Genomic DNA, 21,027 nt, shown 5'->3' on the forward strand with positions numbered 1-21,027 from the left:
ATGTTAGCTTATTGCAGTACTGTGCTTTTTCTTTAATGTTACAATAAATTAAATATTAACTCTGTAACTTGTAATTTTTTTAGTTATAAATTAGCATTGGCATTTACTTTTTAATCATTAAAACTTTATATGAAGAAATTTATTTTCATTATCACCTGTGTATTTTGTAGTCTAATACATGGTCAGTTAATTACTAATCCGAATATTGATAATAAAATAATTCTTGCGAAAGAACTGTCTTCAGAAGAGCCGGGTAAATCTCTGCAGCTTTCGGAAGAAATTTATCGTGTTTCTACAAATGCAGGATATAAAAAAGGAATACTGGAAAGCAGTAACCTTATGATGGCTAAATACTATGATTTGGGAAATTTTAAAAAAGTTGTAGAGCTAAGCAAAGCCACAGAGGGGCTGGCAATTGAGATGAAGGATAATGAGATATTATCAAATATATACAGACTTAGAGCTTCTTCCTATACAGAACTTGGCTTTAATGCTGAGAGTCTTAAAGAATTTCAGAAAGCTTTAAATACTATTCACAAAATAGAGTCTGATAACTATAAATATTATCAGGAATCCCTTATATACATCGGCTTAGCCAGTTATTCAGCTCATATTAATGCACCTGTAGATTCTGTAGCTTATTATCAGAGAAAAAGCCTTGAAACTATTAATAAAGTAAATGATAGCAAGGATTTTAGTAATAAAAAGAATCATTCTCTTATTTTGGCGTATATCAATTTAGGAAAGACAAGTATTGTAATGCATAAAGCAAAAGATGCTGAATCCTTTTTTTCAAAGGCATTGGAACTATGTCAAAATAAAACATACAGATCAAACAAAAATCTTGAAATTGCCACCTTAAATGAGTTTGCATGGCTTTATTATGACCAGAAAAGATACAATGAGTCTAAACTTTACGCTGAAAAGGCAGAGAAATTAGAAAAACAAGTCAGTAGCCCTTACATACGCAGGGATATTTATGAAGTCTACTTTAAATCCTGTGTAGAGCTGGGTGAAAAGGAAATTTCAAAGAAATATATGAATCTCTATACAAAGCTGAATGACAGTTTGGTAAATGCAGAAAAGAAAACTATAAACACTCCGGTGAAACACATTATAGATGAGCAAAGTGAAATTTATAACAGCAACATTCAGAAGATATTAATAGCAATATTTATCCTTATTCTTACACTCTCGGCTGCCGGATGGTTTTTCTGGAAGAGAAAACAGAAAGCACTGCATAAGAAATATGAATTAATCATCACAAATCTAAAGACGGCAAATGCCACTGCTTCTAATGCAAATATTGCTATAGAACGAAGCATTAATATTACCGATGAGACTGTCAAAACTCTGTTGTTAAAATTAGAAAAATTTGAAAAGTCTCAAAAATTTCTTAAAAAAGATCTTAGCCTTACCTCTCTGGCCAATGATCTGAATACCAATACCAGATATCTTTCAGAAATAATAAAGCAATATAAAGAGAAAAGTTATAATAATTATATTAATGAACTGAGGATAAACTATATCATTAATAAACTTTGCATAGATCCTATTTACAGAGAATATAAAATAAGTTATTTAGCGGAAGCTTGTGGATTTTCCTCCAGAGAGGTGTTTGCTGTTACCTTTAAAAAAGAGGCTGGCGTTACCCCTTCCTATTTTATTAATAATCTGAGAAAAGATAATGAGATAAACATTCATGATTTAACACCTCAATAATATTTTTTAATTCGATCATGCATATAAAAAATGCTCCTCCTGCAGGTACAATACCAAAAAGGAAGAGCTTGAAAATAACAATTTTTTTAGTCCTTATCCTCTGTCATAAGGCGTCCGTTTAAATTGATGAAACTGCTATGAGAAATGATCTCATTGAGTTTGGAATCATAAAATTCCATGTCGAGAATATTATCTTTAAACGTCCTTCTCCCACTGAATACATTGATGTTAACATAGATATCTTTGCTGGCAAGAGCATCATATAATTTTTTAGGGAAGCTTAGATTGGTAATCTCCAATTCATTGGATTGGGTAACATCTATCTTTTCCATATCAAAAACCATAAGCTTTAACCCATTAGGACCCAGTTCTTTTTTTATATCTTCCGGCAGGGAGTTCTCATCGCGGACATCACCATAAAAAAATAAAGAAGCTATTATGGATTCTTTATTTTTTTGCAATAACTCTACGGCTTTATCAGAAAGGTTGACTTCTATTTTGAAATTGGGAATGATCACACGATCTCCTTCTATTGTAAGACTACCTTCTTTTGAAGACAAAGCCGTTTTATCCGGCTGTTGATTATCTTTTTTCTCTGTAGCTTTTGTTTTGGCTATTTCTTTTGTTGTTTTTTCTGTACAGCCTGCTGCAATAACAACTGTAAATAAACTTATAAGTATGAGTTTTAATTTCATTTTTTAATTTCAATTATAGATTAACCATAAAGATAGCCGGAATTATGGAATATATTTGATGAAATCAGCATGCAAAACATCCTCCGTTACATTAGTTGAGGATGTTGTTGTATTTTTCATCCATTGTCTATGCTCAGTATTCGATGAAGATGTTGAACCAATGATTCTTTGTTCCATATTATAAAGAATGACGGCATCAGCTCCTTTTTCTTTAGCTTTCTGAACAATTTTATCCTGAATATCCTGATAACTTGAACCCAGTATTCCCGAAATACCATCCACTTTTCCTATCACCTCATAGTTTTTCTTTACATCATTCGTATCTAAAAATACATCAATATTTTCAGTAGGGTTATAATTTTTCCCAATGTAATTTACAGTTGGAGCACAGCTAACCACTACTATTAAACCAGCTATCAGTAATGTACTTTTACATTGCTTTAAAAATGTAAACTTCCTGTATTTTTCCATTTTATTTATATATTTATTTATTAATTACCTGTACAAAGTAGCTTTGTAAGGAAGGCTATTAGAAGATGTTGTTTGCTTGAAAGCAGTATTAGAGCCACTCGGATATAAAATTCCATCCGCTACAGTTTGTCCTTTCTGATCTCTGAACCTTATATAAGCAGTATCGCCTTTTACATAGCCATTTACAGATAAAAGACCTGTATCCAGCTGATCATCGTTAGTCTTATAATTTGCCGTACCTTCTATCTTGCTTCCGGATTGTGATATATCAAATGATATAATTCCTTTTGCCGTGGTATCTCCTTCGTTGGAATAGGATCCTGTATAGCTTCTTACTGATACATTAGGTGTATTAGAATGGCTTTCTTTCCCATACAGATAGGCTACTGAAGGGAGCATTGAGGAATTTGTAGTCTGTTTAAAATACAGTGTTGCTGCATTTTTTAGACTCACACTGCCATCAGCTACCACATTTCCCCTCTGATCCCTGAACCGTATATAAGCTACATTGTCTTTAGCGTACCCATTTACTGAAAGCATTCCACTGTTGGAATCATCAGTAACACTCTGGTAATTTGATACTCCTTCTATTTTAGTACCTGTTTGTGATAGTTCCAGTGTCATGATTCCTGATGCCGTAACATCGCCCTCGCTGGAAAATTTTCCTGAAAATACTTTTCCTGTTTGTGCGGTTACATTGGATGCACAAATACTTGATAATATTGTTGCTGTTATTATAAAAACTCTGCTTATCATAATTATTTTTCGTAGGTTAAATACAGTTACTGAGATTACTGTTCTTCTGCATCTTTCATTTCTGTCTGTCCAGGTTCCGGAACATTATCATTATTGTTCTCGTCATTAGATTTCATTTCTGTTTGCCCGGGTTCCGAAATATTGTCATTGTTGTTTTCGTTATTAGATTTCATTTCTATCTGTCCTGGCTCAGGGATGCTGTTGTTTTCTGATCTTGTTTCAGTTTGTCTGAACTTTGGATCCTGTCTCTGGTAAACAGTTTGCCCAGGCTCAAGAGGTGCATCATAGGTCGTAACGGAACCACATGAATGTAAAAGAATGAGTACCATTGCGAGGAACAATGTTTTTAATGAATTTTCCATAAATCTATATTTAAATTATATCACCAAATGTAGTATTGTTTACCTTAGATTACATGGCTTTTAAAAGGCAGTATGTGATGTTTTCATAATTTATTACATCAAAACAGAGTGTAAATAAGTTAGTTTTTTGTTGATTATTTGTTGATGTTTTTATTGGTGATTTCAATGTTTTACAAATTATCGTATCTGATAATATGATCATTATAATTTTTAATACATCGTCAATTTAAAATGTATTCCAGGATTTTTTTCAATATACTGTTATTAAATTTTTAGCTTCTGTTAACAACAATGGTATAGCTGAAGTTTTTTGTTTTTTTTGAATTTTAACTACTTGAACCTGCATGAATTTGTAATTCCATTTCACTGATATTTCAAAAAACTGCTGAATAGGTCTTGCTGAAAATTAATCATTATAGAATTTGTCAACGATAAAATACAACTCAAACAGAATAAAAAATAGTACCATGCCTCCATACCAAACTGACTGGCGGTTTTTTAAAAATGCAAATAGGGCACATAATGAAATATGGCTGACCATTCTTATTGCGTATAAGGGCATCAGCTTTTCCAGATAAACAGGCCCTTTGATTAAAGTATCAAAAATATCAATAAAATAAATCACAATGAGCAATAGAAAAAGCCATTTCTTTCTTGAAAAAAAGTAATTCCTATAATTGTCATCATAATCTTTAACATCAGACGGATATAAAAGCTGACATAATGTAAAGTAGAGGATAATGTACATGATGATAAATATATATTCAGTAAACGTCCATATTCTCACCTCTCTAAGACCATATTCCCACCACCAAAAGTGAATCATCAGTAGAAATATGTATAATATCCACAGCAGATGGACCCAATAAGGCTTTGTTCTTCCGGGATGTTGGATAAATTTCACGGTACCATTGAGTAAGCTGCCGATACCTAAGCTTAAAATAATACTTATTACTGTTTTAATGTGATTAAAAAAATCCATGGTATAACTGTACTATTCATGAATATTACTCCCTGTCATTTTCATTTTTTTTGAGTTGGCTTATAAAATAGGAGGGAGTAACACCCATTTCTTTTTTGAATATTACAGAAAAAACTTCCCTGGAGGAAAAGCCACAAGCTTCAGCAAGATAACTGATCTTATATTCCCTAAAAACGGGTGTGTTATAGAGCTTATCAGTAATATAATGTATCCGGAGTCCGTTAAGGTAATTGTTGAAATTCTTACCTTTATGCTGTTTAATGATTTCTGAAAGATATCTTGGGTTTGTATGTAATGAATTTGATAAATTGGTGAGGGTTAAATCTTTCTTTAAAAATTTTTCTGACTTTTCAAACTTTGAAAGTTTATTGAGCAAAGATGCAGTAGTATCTTCAGAGATACTGATATTATGATCCGGAGTCTTATCTTTATCTTTTACCGGCATAGATGTGAACCCGGTGGTTTTCGTCTCATTTTTTAAGTGATTAACGACCATTTTATCTCCCTTACCAGATTTTTTTTGATTGTGTTTCCATAAAACCCAGCTGTTTAATAAGAAAATAATCACAACTGATGGTGCAATAACTATTTTTACGATATTATGGGAATACGCTTCTCCTTGTTCACCTATTATATAATTAACAGGAGTATTTACAGCTTTTTCTTCTATATTTTTAATGCTGTCATTCAATTCTTTGTAAAGATGTGTTCTTTTTTTTGAAGTTTCCTTTTTCTCTGAATTTAAACTTTCCATATTAAAATACGTATCCAAAAGCAGCTCACTTCTTTCTGATATTCTTTTTTTATAATCTATGTTCCTTGAAATTTGATTACCATTTTTAGTAAGTTCCATAATTTTGAGTTCATTTGCAGATAAGGTTTTTGTATTTTCTATTTCAGTATCAATTTGTGATTTGTTATTCCACTGTGCATCAGTAACATTAAACAACAGGTATAGACAGAATAGAACTTTTTTTGTCATTGAAGTGTGTTTCTGAGCAAAGTAAGGACTAATGTATGATTTAATACATAGTAAATGTGTTAGCTTTTCGGAATTAATCACTTAAATAATTTTTATACTTCTTTGTTTTTCAGTTATTTATTTATGTTTTTTTTATTTATATGGATTTTCTTAAAGAGGGAAGATATAGTTTTGAAAAAATTTAAAAATGTATTCAGAATTTGTTTCCAATTACCTTTTTTATACCTGTCAAAGCTCCAATCATGCAGTGACTCAATGGAAATATTTGCATAAAAAAAGCATTGACAGTTTAGTTCCTGTTTTAATTCTGGGGATATTATTTATTGTTAGTTTAACCTTATTCTGGCCAGATAAAACTGAGCTAAAACTATCAATATAAAATTGAGTAAAAAAGGCATTATTCCAAGGTGTTGTTTATTTTTATCATTATAAACAGCTTATTATAAGATTGTTTTATGAGAAATTCAGATAGAATTATTTTTATTTATTTACGATATCACATGGATTTCTTTAGAAAATATGAAGAGAAATTCAGATATCCTATCATCAATTTGTTGTAAGCTTTTTTTGGGTTTTATAATATTGCTTTATGTTCATAATGTCAATCTCACCAAAAGCTTATGACCAGGTAACAAATCGATAAGATGTTTTAAAGATGTCTTGGTGCTCAATCAAAATGTAAATTTTCTGTTATAGCTGAAGGAATATTCATCAGTTATTATAGATATAAATAAAACTTAACTTAAAAATAAGATTATGACACACAATGATTTAAAAGGAAAGGTAGTGCTTATAGCAGGAGGTGGAAAAAACCTTGGGGGGTTATTAAGCAGAGATTTTGCCAAAAAAGGAGCTAAGCTCGCTATCCACTATAACAGTGAAAGTTCAAAAGCAGAAAGCGAAAAAACCTTAGCTGAAGTGAAGGCCTTAGGAGCTGAAGCGTTTCTATTTCAGGGGGATCTTACTAAAATAGAAAATATCACAAAGTTTTTTGATGAAGCTATAAAAACTTACGGGGGTATTGATATTGCAATTAATACGGTTGGTATGGTATTGAAAAAACCATTTATTGAAACTACCGAAACTGAATATGACGCTATGTTCGGAGTCAATTCAAAATCAGCTTATTTCTTTTTGCAAGAAGCAGGTAAAAAAGTGAACGATCATGGTAAAATCTGTACCATTGTGACCTCTTTGTTAGCTGCATATACGGGACTGTATTCAACGTATGCGGGTGCCAAAGCACCGGTGGAGCATTTCACAAGGGCAGCTTCTAAAGAATTTGGTGACAGAGGAATTTCTGTAACTGCAGTAGCGCCAGGTCCTATGGATACTCCTTTCTTCTACGGACAGGAAAGTACTGATGCTGTAGCTTACCATAAATCAGCAGCGGCATTAGGCGGATTGACCGATATTAAAGACATTGCACCTTTGGTAGAATTTTTAGTCACTGACGGATGGTGGATCACCGGGCAGACTATTTTTGCCAACGGAGGATATACTACAAGATAATTTTGATTAATTAATCAGTATTACTTATATGGATAATTGTGATTTTAAATAAAATCCGTTATCCATTTTTTTTATTTTAAAACCCGAATGATGAAATTATGGTGAACGCGGATTAGCAGAACATCATTAATAATATAACACCATTACAATAATCCTTGAAAGAATGCTGTATTTTGTAACAAGTTGATTATTAGTATGTATTTTTTGTAAAATACTAGTTTATATCTTTAAAAAGCACACGAGAATTTCGTAATTCATAACACCTACCATTATTTTTCTAATCATCATCTTCCTATTATTGCAAAGAATTTTAGCCGTTTAGTAATGCCCTCATTACCGGCTTTCACAATTCAAAAATAAAACATAATGAAAAAAGGATTATTACTAATGGCCGTTTCGGCCTGTTCCTCACTTTGGTCACAAGTAGGTATTAAAACTGCTGTATCTACAGAAGTACTTGACGTTAACGGTATTGAAAGGATAAGAGAGCTTCCCAAGCATAATACCAGCAATGCTATTTTTACAAAGCCCGACGGGACAAGATCAGAAACTAAAAATCAGAATTTTACTGCAACAAAAACTTTAGTTGCGGACGTAAACGGTGTTTTGGGATATCTTGAAGGACTTCCTAAAATAAATGATGGTGGGGTTCTGCCTATAGGAGAAGCCATTACAAGGATATATTCTGTACCTGTAACTACAGCACAGGCAAGTACTTTTAATTTAAAAACCTATATAACAGCAAACAGCCTTCCCGCCTTACCTTCTATTGACGGTTTGGAAATGAACCTGCAAGGGGTCAATTCAACATATTATGATCCACGGATTTATAACATATCAGACAGTCCCAAACTTGTAAGCTATCAATCATTTGCCACCCAGGTAAATGAGAACGAAACTTCACTTAATAATAATCTGCTGGCAGGAAGCTATCTGCAGATTGATGCCAATAATATAGTGTTTTGGGCTACTAATGCAGCCGAAGTGGAAACCACCAATCTCCAGGTACAGATAGATAGTAATACCTACAGATGGTATGAATTCAAATGGTGGTGTATGGAAGTAAGTGGTGAAAAGAAAATATTTATCTCAGTGACCCGTAAAGCCTAATCTCCCTAATACAATTGATTTTTAAAATATAAACAAATGAAAAAAGGATTATTTTTAATAGCAGGTTTTACCTCTGCAATGTTTCTGTCTCAGGTAGGTATTAGTACTCCCAATCCTACGGAAACTCTTGATGTTAACGGTATTGAACGGGTAAGGGAACTGCCTAAACATAACAGTCCAAATGCCATTTTTACAAAACCGGACGGGACAAAATCGGACACCAAAAACCAAACATTTATAGCAACAAAAATGGTAGTGGCAGATGCTAATGGCGTACTGGGATATGCAGACTGGAATCCCAATATTATACCTCAACCTCCCAAAAAAAGAGTAACAATAGGGTATTGGGCTGGTTTGTGGGATGGAAACCTCTATGCATTGGGAGGAACTGGCTTTCCTGCATTTAATTCCCAACTGAAGAGTCTGGTAAACTACGGCCCCGCAGGTATATATAATAAGGTTGGAGGTATTGATTTTCAACAATTTCAAACAGAAGAGTTGGATATTCTTACCGGTACTCAGCTGAAAATGGTTGTAGATGTTTTCTGCATAGGAGTAAAATATAATGAAGATTTAAGTCCGGCCAATGTTGCTAAAATTAAAGACTTTGTGAATCTGGGTGGTGTGGCGATTGTTCTGCTTGAAAACATACGAAATACACCGGCTCTGCAGGGATTCGGGGGAACAGGAACCGTAGGAGCAGCATCTTCTTATAATTCCTATCCAATATCCGGTACAGCAGGCACTACTGGTGTTTTTGGAAGCGTCTCCAATGCTGTTCTTATCACAGGGGCACAAACCGGTGCCTTAGTATCCAACACACAGCTGCCTTCCGGGGCACAGCTATTGGCAAGACATGAGTCTTCCACCTCAGATAAAGCAGGAATTTGGATAACAGGAACTGGTGGGAGAGCTATATTTCTCTGGGACGAGGGTGTTTTCAGAAATTCAAGTGTTTCAGGAATGATAATAGATACTGATCAGGAGAAATATCTTCACAATCTTATAGCATATGCATTGGATAAGCTGAATCTATAATTTCAGTCCATTCCCTGTTCAATTCCTGATGGCTGGTACATAGGGATATCGCTTTACATTCAAAATTCCAGTCTATTGCTATGATTCCGGTTATTTTGCTCCAGACTGTATTACCCGACAGAAAAAATGAATACACACTTTAAAGATATACACATCGGTAAACTCATCCATCAGAGAATAGAGGAAGTATCTGTAAAAACACTTCGTATCTGTAATTTTTTTAATTGTACAGAAGAAGAGGTAAAAAAAATGCTTGAGCAAAAAGATCTTTCTACGGATACTCTGCTTAAATGGTGCAAACTTTTAGAGTATGACTTTTTTAGAGTTTATTCTCAACATTTAATATTGTATTCACCACCCTCAGGAATTGATAAAAAAGAAAAATCAATGCTTCCCAGCTTCCGAAAAAGCATTTATACAAGGGAAATAATAGATTTTATTATGGAATTGGTGCATACCGGAGAAAAAAGTAAAAGCCAGATCATAGAAGAATACCGTATTCCTAAATCTACTCTTTATAAATGGATAGAAAAATATAAAGGATAAAATGTACTCTTCCAAAAGTACTGTCTGCCCATAACTGAAAAATATGGATCATAAACACGATAATTGATGAAAAAAAAATTTCCTGATTATAATAAAATATATACAGATATTCTTGTGAAAAAATTTCCTCATAAATATGAAGAATGTCAAAGTCTACTGCAAAAAGAAATCTTGTCTGCACTGGATATTATAACCCTGAATAAGAAAATATTTGGTAGAGATATCTCCAGGGTGAGACGCAGCCAGAAACACCGGTCATACAGCAAATCAGATATTTTAGAAATGCTGGATTACCAAAAAAAACACAAATTCAATAATAGTCAACTGGCCCGTCATTTCTATCTGAGCCGTAATTCTGTAATGAGATGGAAAAAGATGTTTTGTATATAGTAGAGCAGATAAAGCTTTAATTTTACTGAAATTTCTCAGTCAAGATATATGAATATATTCAGATTCAAGTTTTAATTATTTTAGGAAGAACCGTCTTATTAAGACGGTTTTTTGATGTTTTGGAATAACGCCTGTTTAAACTGATTGAAAAAATAAAAAATACACGTAAGCAAAAGATCTTTGATTTTTTTAAAAATTGACATCCGACTTGCCGGTTTCAATTATAAGGAGACTTTAAGTTGATTTTTCCTTTTTCCGGCTAAATTCACTTTACTTTGATCACAACCTTTCCTTTCGCGCGTCCACTTTCAACATATTTCAAAGCTTCAGGGGTCTGTTCAAAAGTATAGATCTTGTCAATCACAGGTTTGATGACATCAGCTTCAATTAGGTTGGTTATTTTGTCAAGCTGGCTCCCATTTGCTTTCATAAAGAGAAAAAAGAAACCGACATTCTGTTTTTTTGCTTTTTTTCTGATCCCTAAACTGAGTAATGACAATACAATCTTCAAATACCAGGGCAATCCTATTTCGTTTGCAAACCCTGGCGTTGGCGGACCCGAGATAGAAATGACCTGACCGCCTGGTTTCAATATATTGATTGATTTTTCTAATGTTTTATTATCCTGGCTATTGAGAACAACATCGTAATCTTTAAGCATCGTTTCAAAATCCTGCGTTTTGTAATCAATCACAACATCTGCTCCTAAGCTTTTCAATAGTTCGAAACTTTTTGTACTAGCGGTAGTGGCAACAGTAACTCCTAAATGTTTTGCCAGTTGAATTGCTATAGTTCCCACACCACCTGATCCTGCCTGGATGAATACTTTCTGTCCTTTCTTTAAATTTGCATTTTCAACTAATGCCTGCCACGCAGTGAGTGCTACTAATGGAATAGAGGCAGATTCCTCCATCGTTAGGTTTTTTGGTTTAAGTGCCACATCACTTTCGTTGATGGCAATATATTCTGCGAAAGTTCCGATACGGAAATCCCGAACCCTTGAGTAGACCTCATCACCAACTTTAAATTTACCTACATTCTTTCCAACCTGTGTAACTATTCCTGCAACATCATGACCCAATATCAATGGGAATTTGTATGGCAGCAACAGTTTAAATTCTCCTTTTTTAATTTTAGAATCCAGAAGATTTAAACTCGCTGAATGAACCTCTACCAAAACATCATTGTCACCGGCTCTTGGCATCGGAACATCTGCAAACTGAAGACCGTCTTTCGTGTATTTGTTTATAATGTATGCTTTCATTTTCAATTTTTTAAAAGTTGATGACTCTGTTTTGGATTAATGATATTAAATGCAATTCTCGGAAAAAATCTATTGATAAAATTAAAGATTTTTGAATCACCCACGCGAATTGTATAGTGATCTTTTGACAAGCCATTGATCAGTCCCTTGACCATCTCTTGGGAGCTTATTTTTTTATCATTCCTATCTGCAGTCATTTCGGTGGCTACAAGGGGAGGGATCAGTTCAAAAATTTTCACCTTGCTGCCAATAATCCTTAAATGTTCACGAAGTGATACCGTATAAAAGGCCAATGCTGTTTTAGAGGAAGAGTAAGTTGCCTCAATCAACGAAGGCGTCATACTTAAGATGGATGTAGTATTAATGATTGCAGCCTCATTTCTGGATGTAAGCATATCCAGAAATATATTATTAAGCCTAATGACACCAAGATAATTTACTTCCATTTCGTAAGCCGCACCTTCAAGATGCTTAGCATTGGGGATACCCAGGTTCAAGGGTGGAACCAGAACCCCCGCATTATTGTACAAGATGTCAATTCCTCCTAATACTTTTACAGTATTTAAAAGAGCCTGGGCATCAGCTTCTTTTCCGGCATCACTTTGTATGGTAATGATGGATGGGAGTTCTTTTTTGGCAGCATCGAGCTTTGCCTGATTTCTCCCGGTAATGATCACTTTAGCGCCAATAGCTAAAAATTTTTTGGCTGCTTCAAATCCGATACCTGATGCGCCTCCGGTAATCAGGATGGTTTTTCCTTTTAAGTTCATTCCTAAGTTTTTTATGTTATTAAATTTGTTCTAAAATATACTTTTTGGTCTATTTTTAAGTAAAAAAAATTATAAAGCATATTGCTCTAATTCTGCTTTTAGATTTTTGATCAGTGATTGCATAGGCTTCATCGTATCCATCGTTCGGCACATCACAATACCGCCTTCTACAGAAGCTACCAATTTAAATGCAAAAACAACAGGATCGAGCCTGGAAGAATACTCACCGTTGTCAATTCCTTCTCTTAAAATAGAACTGAGTTCCTCTTGTCCAAGCCTGATTAATGTTGCTATCTTTTGTTTAATAGCCGGAAAATTGTCATCTGCTTCTACCGCTGTATTGAAGATAGGGCACCCACCCGAAATATAAGTATTTATAGGATCTTTGTAAAAATCCAGGAATGCGGAAATTTTCGCTTTAGCCGTTTTCGCATTTGAAACTGCCAAATGTATTTTATCGGAAACCTTTTTCAGCATTAATTCAACCACCTGTGCAGTAAGGTCATCTTTATTTTCGAAATGACCATAGAGACAGCCTTTGGTTAGTTTTGTTTCTTCTAATACATCATCAATATTCACTCCCGAGATACCCTTTTTGTTGTAAAGAGGTAGAGCTGTTTCCAGGATAAATTGTTTTGTTTTTTCAGCTTTGGTCAACATTGATATTGAATTACGAAGCAAATATACTAAAAAGTATATTAAGTTATTAATATTCGTGAATATACTTTCCGTATTTTAACTTCTGAAGTTAAATTTTTAAAAGTACAACTGAAGCAGGCAATATTATTATAAAGGATCTCTGTCAATCATTTAGAATCATATCCCAACATAAACTGTTTGCTGCAACACAGGAGAAATAATGTTAATTGTACTTTCGTAAGGTACAGGTGAAATTGACAAAATTTAAAAGAGGCTGACCTTTTTAGACAGCCTCATTGATTTCAATATATCTAATGAAACGTTTTATGATTCGTTTGTTATTGATAAATCCTTCGCCATTTGGTCATTGTATTTCTGCTCAATCCAAAATGTTTGGCTACCTGAAGGTTATTTATCCTATGATTTTTTTGGTAATCAAGGATACGTAAAATGTCTGATTCATTGTACGAACGGAGTTTTTGATTCATTTTTTTTAAATCTTGGTCTTTGGTGCCAAATATTCTGTTATTCAGTTCCAGGATATCTAAGGCGGAAAGCATTTTTTTTTCTAATAATTTTTCGCATTCTGCTTTCTTATGAGGAAATTTTTGTTCAATAATGTCTGAATAGATCAGTTTATAATTAGGTTGATTCTGCTTTTTCATTTCTGGTTTCTGATTTGATGCTGTTATTTATTGTGTTATTATGTTTCGCTATCCACTTGCATAAAGTGGTATAAGGGATCCCGTATTCATCCGTAATCTGGCGCTTGGTTTTTTCTTGCTTCTCTATGAGTTCCAAAATAAAGTCTATCATTTCCTGGGTATAAATATTCTTCCTGAAACGGGGAAGTTTTGAAACATTGGATTCCCGGATTGAAGCAGAAGGTGGGGCATAGAGGATCAGATGTTGGGAATATAGCCTGAAGAAGTCATATTCAAGCAGTTTGCTCCATCTCAATAAAATATTAGTGGATAGATCTTCCTGCATGTACATTTCGTTGATTTCAATTTCTGTACATTTCATAAAGTTGCAGATACGAGGTATGTCAATATTGTTTTCTTTAACCCGTAGATGTATGAAGTTTCCAATATGAATATTTCTAAAATTTGAATTCATAAGCAGTATTTCTTTTAAAAAGAGAGAAGGACATTTCAATGGTTGGATGATATTGATCCATAAATGCCTTACATTCAAAATATTGTTGATAGTGTGTCACAATCCAGTTCATCTTATTGGATCTTGTAATCAATTGATTTAAAATTGATAGCCTTAGCTCTGTTCCGTACCTACTTCCCGGAGCTAAGGAGCTATCAATGATAAACTTGCTTCTTGTTAATCAGGGCAAGTCTGTGTTGAGATGCAGTGCCAGGCCATGGATGCATCACCTTCTTTAAGAGTATAAATCTTCATGCATTTGTTGGTGGTATCGTATACCATCATACCTTCTACCGGAGCTGTAATGACAGGAGTTACTCCGTCAGCAGCAACAGGTTGATTGGATGCATTGAACTTAACCCTGTTCGGAACAAAACCTTTTGTTTTTGCTTCCAGAGCCAACCAGCCACCTTTTCTTACCATAGGCCAATTGTCTGTACTTTCAGCTCCGGCTCTTCCAAGAGAAGTAATTCCCACCTTGGTATTTAATGCTGTTCCGGCTATAATGCCTGGTTTGTAGCAGACAGCTGATGAAAGCAAACCACACATATCTACAAGACCTGTATTGTAGGTGTATTTTTGGAAATAAGGAATACCAGTAGTACCGTTTCCTATAGTACCGTATGAACTTAATCCTACAAAACCAAAATATGGGGAACTCTTTTTATAGTTTATTGTAAATTTACCCCCTGTTTCTACAGCAATCATTTCATCATTCAGACCCATTCCGTCTGTATTGGTGGTATTACCCGGCATATAGATAGGAGTATAATATTGCCCGGTAGTGTTGGACTGACCTAGTTTATAGCTATAATTACTTCCCCAGCCCCATTGTTTTTTATCGCTGGTCAATACATTCATTGTTGGAAATGTATCAACACCATGTTCACTTGGTGAAATCCAAGCGATATTTCCACCCAATGTATTACTGCCGGAAGCAGCCGTTACCTCTTGCCATGTGTTGCGCGAAGTATTTGTGCCGTCACCCAATATTCCCTCACCATTATGCCCCATAGCATAAAGCTTTCCATTAGTAGCCAAGAGAAAATAAGCATGATTACTAAATCCTGCGTCCTCAGTCATCCCGATCATTTTGGGAGTTACCCCGGCAGGAACAACAACTTCTGTTGCAAAAGCTCTATTTGTTCCGGTAATAGCATTGTCAGTACCATCGCCAATATAAGTACCACGTCCCCATGTATACAGCTTACCTTCAGAAGTTAAGGCGAACTTAGCTCCAGCTGAGCCACGCACCGCAACCACATTGTCAAGCGTTTCAGATGAAGATGTTTTTACACGGTGCCATATTGAATTATTAGCTATACTCTCAGTAGTGCCGCCATCTCCATAATATGCTGAAGCTTGGCTAAGGGTCCAGGCTGCACCGCTGCAAGTTACAATAGCTAATGAAAATTGATTTCCGAACATCATTTTTACATTGTCTGGGCTAACTCCCGGAGGCAGCCCATCTGCTTTATTATTAACAGTCAGCTTTCCAAATTTGTAACCACTTGGAGTTCTGTAAGTAATAGCAGTGTTACCTATAGTGTTAAGCGTATACATATTACCATTTCCCCAAACATAAAGCCCATCAGTCGTCAATAAATGGTATACGTTAGCTATTGCTGCTTTTAACGGTGTACCGGTATAATTGAACCCAACTCCTGACGATCCTGTGGTTGGGAGTGAAGTGCTTGGATCAATTTTCGTTGGTGTAAGAAGGTTTAATACAACGTTAGAATTTGTAGAAGATACATTAGGTGATGTATTATACCCCCATATATAAAATGCACCATCTTTTCCTTTTGCTATAATACTGTCATCACCTGCTATCAGGTTATCGTATTCTATGGTATTTGGGTCAGTGGCATTAAGGTAGGTGTTATCATTACAGCCTGTTGTACAAGACGTTTCGTCCACCGTTATATAGGTAATGTACTTGTTTTGCCCTGAAGCAAAAGTATAAGGGTGTGCCCATTTTCCAGTGGTTGTATCAAAGGTTCCGCTAACATACACTACATTCGTTGTAAATGAGGCATCATCTGCCACTATCATTTTTACAGAGTCTCCACTTTCAAAACCTGCCCCATAAGAAGTAAGATCTGCCCCGAAGTTTACCATACCAACAGCATTGGTAGGCTGTGCCAGCCATTGTCTTTGGATACGCGAACCTCCCGTATATCCGTTTACGGTAATGCTGTTTAGCACAAGAGTCGTGTTGTTATTATCTCCTAATAGTAAATACGTTTTATCCTGGGCAAAACCTGTACGTGCAGCATCCTGATTTGAATTTACGAAATCATTGGTAGTTGCCACGGTAAGAATCGATCCGCTGTTTACACTTTTTGATACTTTTTGCTCAAAAAGACCAATGTCTTCTCTTGCTACACCAAAAATATTGTTGTTGTGTGTTGGATTAGTTACACCATTCCATACAATAGCTGCATCAGCATCCAGATAATGGTCTGTATTTACTTGCCCTAGCGTAATACCATACTTGATGGCAAGGTAAGAGTCTACTTTTCTACGCTCCGTTGTCGTAAGAGTTCCGGTGCCGTATACAATAGTTTCCCCGATATGTCCTGTAAAGCCTGCATCGTCGCCCAATGTCAGTGTACCTGAATTTCGTCCAAATATATGACCGCCCGTTACCAGTCCGATAGCAGTATGGTTTCCAGCCGGACCAAGCAATGTGCTTCCATTAACACCTCTTTTAAGATTAATATCTGTGAAAGTAGTGTAGGCGATACTTGGTATTCCTGTGACATAATTATTCCCTGGATTAGCCCAATAAACAGGACCACCACCGGCATTGTTTCGCCTCGCTATTCTTCCTCCCGGTTCGAAGGCGGGAGAATCCCAGTTATCTCCATTGTTTGGAATATTATTTCTACCTATGTTGAAGAATCTTGTACCGCTCATTCCCTCTTTCGTAAATGTGAAAATATCATAATTAAGCGAGGTTAGAGTTTGCACAGAGATATTACCCAATGATTGGGTATCTAATGTAAAGTTAATTCCTGGGTTGAAGTTGAAGTAATTCGTTGTACCTTCTACATATTTAGGTAAAAGATTGGTTCCCATTTGTCCAACGGTAGTTCCGTTCCATACATCTGTCCATCCAGTTACATCTGTTGCTGCACCGGTATTTGCCACATTTTTATCAGCTCTGTACCAATAAGAAAGACCAGTTACTACACCTCCAGGTGCATTTCCGAAACCTGCAAATGTGAAGAATTGCCCGTTTGTTAAAGTTACATTTGCTGTGTTGTACACTACACCATTTACAGTCACTTCTGTAGCCATCGGCGTAAAAGTATCTGTATCATCAAAAACGGCATCCGTAGATTGTACCAGATACATATTTTTTATGCTTTTCGGCCATGCCACCGTTACAGTGCCCACACTTCCTGAGTTTTGTACTTTCCAGATCGATTCAAAACGGTAGTTAGTTGCCCCGTTAGAACCAGCAGTGTAACTCAATGGTGTTGTAAGGCTTTGATTTAAACCATTATCTCCTGTCATCAGGAATTGTAAATCGCTGGCTAAACCTGTTGCGTTTGCACTGTTGCTATCAGTAAATCCGGTAGTGGAAATTACAAGTTTCTGTCCGATATTTGTACTTCCGGACTGTTTCTGATGCAATGCTGTAATATTATCTCTTGCAATACCGAAGATATTATTATTATAACCTGCATTATTAGTTCTGTCCCATACTATACTGCTGGTTGTAGAAAGGTAATTTTCGTTTAATGTAGTACCATTCTTTACAGCAAGGTAAGAGTTTACTCTTGATTGCTCGTTAGGTGTAAGTGCTCTTTTGTACCACAGGACTTCCATGATGTCACCAGGAAAAGCGCCTGGAGAATCCCAGCCAGCATGACCTATTCTTAAGTGTTTTCCAAGAACATTAAAGGTATTTGTTGTAGTGTCCAAATTAAAAGCTTCGTAGATTCCGTCTAACCCAAGTCTTCTTTCTCCTCTTCCCGAATTAAGTGCCTGATCTTGAATTGCAGAGAATACTGAGCTTTTATTTGCGGTAAACGGATTAGCAGCACTCATCGTGTTACTATTTGCCTGAGCTCCGCCATTTCCAAAGTATTTGTATATATGCGGTATACCTGAATTGATAGAAATACCTGGTTCAGATGCATTCGCATCGTCGTCAATTCCTGTAATACGCCCCGTCCCATTCGTGGATGTTGGTCTTACTGCCGAGAAAACAGATACCGAACTTCTCATTGATGGGTCCAAATAATTATTAGTTGTATTTAATACACTATTGGTATTATAAAAGAATTTTGAAGCAGAATATCCCGTCGTATAAGGATGGAAGTTGTGTGCCCTGTCTGCAGGAGACAGCGTTATTCCTCCTACATTAGGGATATTGTCTGCATTGGCAGACTGGTCTTTCCATGCTGTGGCAATAACTCCTGCATCATCCGATTTTACCCAGAAATCTGCTCCTGAAACTCCTCCGGCAACTGCATTTATAACATTTACCGTCAAGTCGCTCGCGCTGGTACAGGTACCTGTAGTCACTGTCCATCTGAAGGTATAGGTACCCGGAGAATTAAATCCTGTAACATTGGTATTGTATGCCGATGGTGTTACAATAACCGGATCGGTAGCCCCAACAGGTTTTGTTAACAGTGTCCACGCTCCTGTAGCAGCAACTCCCGGATTATTCGCATTAAAAGAGGTTTGTGCTGCTCCTATCAAAGTCTGAGCAGATCCTGCATTAGCACCTACCTGTGCGGATACGAATATTGAAAATGTTCCTTCTAAAGAAGTTCCTGAACAGGCATATTCTTTATCAAGGAATCTTGAATCCACTCCTCCTGCACTAGGAACGGCCTTTATCTTAAATACATATTCTCCCTGCTTATCCAGGTTACTTATCGTGGTAGAGGTATTGGTAAATGTTCTGAGATTACCGGCTTCATAAACAGGATTGGCAGCTCCGGCTGGTTTGGAAACCAGGGTGAAATCATATCTGCCGGAAAACCCCTGAAGATAGCTGCTGTTGACTGCTCCCTGATATACAGCGGGTAAAGGAACCGTTGCCGTCACAACACCTGATCCTGAATAGCATATTGTAGTATTGGGTACAGACACATTCGGACGGTTCCCATCTGAAATATGGATATAATAAGACTGAGAGGTCTTGCATAGGCCATCACCTGTAGATAGTCCAACAACATAAGTCCCAGCTCTCCATCCTCCGGAAGGAGGTGTTACAATGACATTTCTATTCATTGTGCCCGCTCCGTTCAAAACCAGGGTAGGATTCCCTCCAGGAGGTGTAATTCCTGAATTACTGACTGAAGTGGTTATGGATGCTTGATTTGAAGGATCAATCTTAAAATAAAATGTGATAGGAGTTGTTTTCCCCGCCATATTGCAATATACTGCACCTCCACTGCCACCTGAGGAGTAGACCATCATCTGCTCAGGATATGAGGAATCAATAAAACTGACTAACTTTGGATCTGTTCCATTGTAGTTGTAGGTTATCTGAGGGGTTGTATACGTTCCGTTTGCATTTGTTATGGTCATGGTGAATACATAGCTTCCTGTAACACTTACACCATTGAAGTAGACCGAATTATTCCTTATTTGATAAAATGAAATATTTCCTCCTGCCGGCTGACTGATGACGTTCAGGGTAACTGTTGTCCCAAATGCGGGGTTTCCTGATGAATTCGTCGTATTGCTTGCAAACATTGGTGAGGTTCCACTCAAACTGATATACCGGTTGGTTTCTGTTGATGAATAGCATCTGTTGTGGGTTGCCGGAAGACTGATTTGTGGATTGGGAATAAACCTCACGATGGCGTCATCTTCATACCAGCAGTTCGGATTGTTGACAGATGTTATCCTTAATACCGCACGATAAGCCGGATCAATGTCATGATTAGCTTTCTTTATAAGGGTCAGGGTAGGACTTGCCGTTGTCGCATTAGACATGGTGGCATTCGTGGTGGTGTTCTGACCATAATATTCATTATTATAGATGTTGTAATACGTCCACGAAGCCGTATATCCTGCCGGTATTACTGCATTTAAGGTTGCAGTGCCGGTACTTGCAGAAACATTCGTGATGTCAGGTCCTGCAGTGAAAGTAGACACAGCTCCCGGTGCCGTAATGGTTACCTGTGAAGCTGCCGTTCCTGTAGTACAGTTTTGTGCAATCTGGAATACATAATTTCCAGGGGAGGTCATTCCTGTGACATTGGTATTGTAACCTGAAGGAGTTACGATAACGGGGTCTGGTGCACCGGAAGGTTTGGATACGAGGGTCCATAATGGATTTCCAAGTGTGCTTCCTCCGGGACTTCCCGATAGATTGGCAGATGTGCCACAAATGACGGTATTGGCTCCTGCATTGATGTTGCAGCTTTGTGCCAAAATCATCATATTACCCATAATGAGGAATATGAAGAAAAAGACGATTTGTTTTTTCATGATTTAATAGTTTTAGCCGGATTTCCGACAGATGTGTTTTGTAATGTGATATTTTATAAATAGGACTATGGCTTTTACGACTGAAGCATTACGGGAAATCGGCAATTCTTATCGATTTCCAATATAGTCTTTGAATACTTGCTATTAATACCTGCTTGATTA

General features: G+C 36.2%; 18 protein-coding genes. 6 read left to right on the forward strand and 12 right to left on the reverse strand.

Translation table 11 applies throughout. From position 1 onward, the window contains the following. The first annotated feature begins 129 nt into the window (after positions 1 to 129). On the forward strand, positions 130 to 1,722 hold the full coding sequence (locus tag MP478_RS01690; protein WP_257189362.1) for a tetratricopeptide repeat protein: 1,593 nt from the start codon (positions 130 to 132) through the stop codon (positions 1,720 to 1,722). 86 nt (positions 1,723 to 1,808) lie between these two features. On the opposite strand, the gene MP478_RS01695 is transcribed toward MP478_RS01690, so the two are convergent. The 6 genes from MP478_RS01695 to MP478_RS01720 form a co-directional block, all read right to left on the reverse strand. Next, positions 1,809 to 2,417: a hypothetical protein gene (locus MP478_RS01695; RefSeq protein ID WP_257189361.1), complete on the reverse strand. Its 609-nt coding sequence runs from the start codon at positions 2,415 to 2,417 to the stop codon at positions 1,809 to 1,811. A 42-nt stretch (positions 2,418 to 2,459) separates the two neighbouring features. After that, positions 2,460 to 2,888 carry a hypothetical protein gene (locus MP478_RS01700; RefSeq protein WP_230035906.1) on the reverse strand — a complete coding sequence of 143 codons (429 nt, stop codon included), beginning with the start codon at positions 2,886 to 2,888 and terminating at the stop codon, positions 2,460 to 2,462. A gap of 24 nt (positions 2,889 to 2,912) precedes the next feature. Further along, positions 2,913 to 3,644 (reverse strand): hypothetical protein, encoded by a 732-nt coding sequence (locus MP478_RS01705; RefSeq protein ID WP_257199392.1) that lies wholly within the window; start codon positions 3,642 to 3,644, stop codon positions 2,913 to 2,915. 35 nt (positions 3,645 to 3,679) lie between these two features. Beyond that, a complete protein-coding gene (locus MP478_RS01710) occupies positions 3,680 to 4,006 on the reverse strand; it encodes a hypothetical protein (protein ID WP_257199393.1) in 327 nt (108 codons plus the stop codon). Between the two features lie 406 nt (positions 4,007 to 4,412). Next, complete coding sequence (locus MP478_RS01715) at positions 4,413 to 4,988, reverse strand: hypothetical protein (RefSeq protein WP_257199394.1); 576 nt, start codon at positions 4,986 to 4,988, stop codon at positions 4,413 to 4,415. Between the two features lie 25 nt (positions 4,989 to 5,013). Next, on the reverse strand, positions 5,014 to 5,970 hold the full coding sequence (locus tag MP478_RS01720; RefSeq protein ID WP_257199395.1) for an AraC family transcriptional regulator: 957 nt from the start codon (positions 5,968 to 5,970) through the stop codon (positions 5,014 to 5,016). Positions 5,971 to 6,726: 756 nt separating this feature from the next. Here MP478_RS01720 and MP478_RS01725 point away from each other — a divergent pair. The 5 genes from MP478_RS01725 (at position 6,727) to MP478_RS01745 (ending at position 10,566) form a co-directional block, all read left to right on the forward strand. Continuing rightward, entirely contained in the window at positions 6,727 to 7,482 is a 756-nt protein-coding gene (locus tag MP478_RS01725) for an SDR family oxidoreductase (protein ID WP_257189355.1), read from the forward strand. A gap of 366 nt (positions 7,483 to 7,848) precedes the next feature. After that, positions 7,849 to 8,592: a hypothetical protein gene (locus tag MP478_RS01730; RefSeq protein ID WP_230035917.1), complete on the forward strand. Its 744-nt coding sequence runs from the start codon at positions 7,849 to 7,851 to the stop codon at positions 8,590 to 8,592. A gap of 36 nt (positions 8,593 to 8,628) precedes the next feature. Further along, positions 8,629 to 9,630: a hypothetical protein gene (locus MP478_RS01735; RefSeq protein WP_257199396.1), complete on the forward strand. Its 1,002-nt coding sequence runs from the start codon at positions 8,629 to 8,631 to the stop codon at positions 9,628 to 9,630. A gap of 126 nt (positions 9,631 to 9,756) precedes the next feature. Next, a complete protein-coding gene (locus MP478_RS01740) occupies positions 9,757 to 10,176 on the forward strand; it encodes a transposase (protein ID WP_257199397.1) in 420 nt (139 codons plus the stop codon). A 66-nt stretch (positions 10,177 to 10,242) separates the two neighbouring features. Beyond that, the gene (locus MP478_RS01745; RefSeq protein WP_257199398.1) at positions 10,243 to 10,566 is read left to right on the forward strand and encodes a helix-turn-helix domain-containing protein; all 324 of its coding nucleotides are present in this window, start codon (positions 10,243 to 10,245) and stop codon (positions 10,564 to 10,566) included. Between the two features lie 265 nt (positions 10,567 to 10,831). Here the strand turns inward: MP478_RS01745 and MP478_RS01750 are convergent, their stop codons facing one another. The 6 genes from MP478_RS01750 to MP478_RS01775 all read right to left on the reverse strand — a co-directional run bounded on the left by MP478_RS01750 (position 10,832) and on the right by MP478_RS01775 (position 20,865). Continuing rightward, on the reverse strand, positions 10,832 to 11,830 hold the full coding sequence (locus MP478_RS01750) for an NADP-dependent oxidoreductase (protein ID WP_257199399.1): 999 nt from the start codon (positions 11,828 to 11,830) through the stop codon (positions 10,832 to 10,834). A 2-nt stretch (positions 11,831 to 11,832) separates the two neighbouring features. Next, positions 11,833 to 12,600 (reverse strand): SDR family oxidoreductase, encoded by a 768-nt coding sequence (locus MP478_RS01755; RefSeq protein WP_257199400.1) that lies wholly within the window; start codon positions 12,598 to 12,600, stop codon positions 11,833 to 11,835. Positions 12,601 to 12,669: 69 nt separating this feature from the next. After that, entirely contained in the window at positions 12,670 to 13,260 is a 591-nt protein-coding gene (locus tag MP478_RS01760; RefSeq protein ID WP_257199401.1) for a TetR/AcrR family transcriptional regulator, read from the reverse strand. 317 nt (positions 13,261 to 13,577) lie between these two features. After that, positions 13,578 to 13,904, reverse strand: coding sequence for a helix-turn-helix domain-containing protein (locus MP478_RS01765; RefSeq protein WP_257189348.1), 327 nt, complete (start codon positions 13,902 to 13,904; stop codon positions 13,578 to 13,580). After that, a complete protein-coding gene (locus MP478_RS01770; RefSeq protein WP_257189347.1) occupies positions 13,882 to 14,358 on the reverse strand; it encodes a transposase in 477 nt (158 codons plus the stop codon). Before MP478_RS01770 ends, MP478_RS01765 begins: the two co-directional genes overlap by 23 nt. A gap of 216 nt (positions 14,359 to 14,574) precedes the next feature. Further along, positions 14,575 to 20,865, reverse strand: coding sequence for a hypothetical protein (locus tag MP478_RS01775; RefSeq protein ID WP_257199402.1), 6,291 nt, complete (start codon positions 20,863 to 20,865; stop codon positions 14,575 to 14,577). Positions 20,866 to 21,027 lie beyond the last annotated feature (162 nt).

The sequence above is a fragment of the Chryseobacterium sp. WG14 genome, from assembly GCF_024586945.1.
Lineage (GTDB): Bacteria > Bacteroidota > Bacteroidia > Flavobacteriales > Weeksellaceae > Chryseobacterium.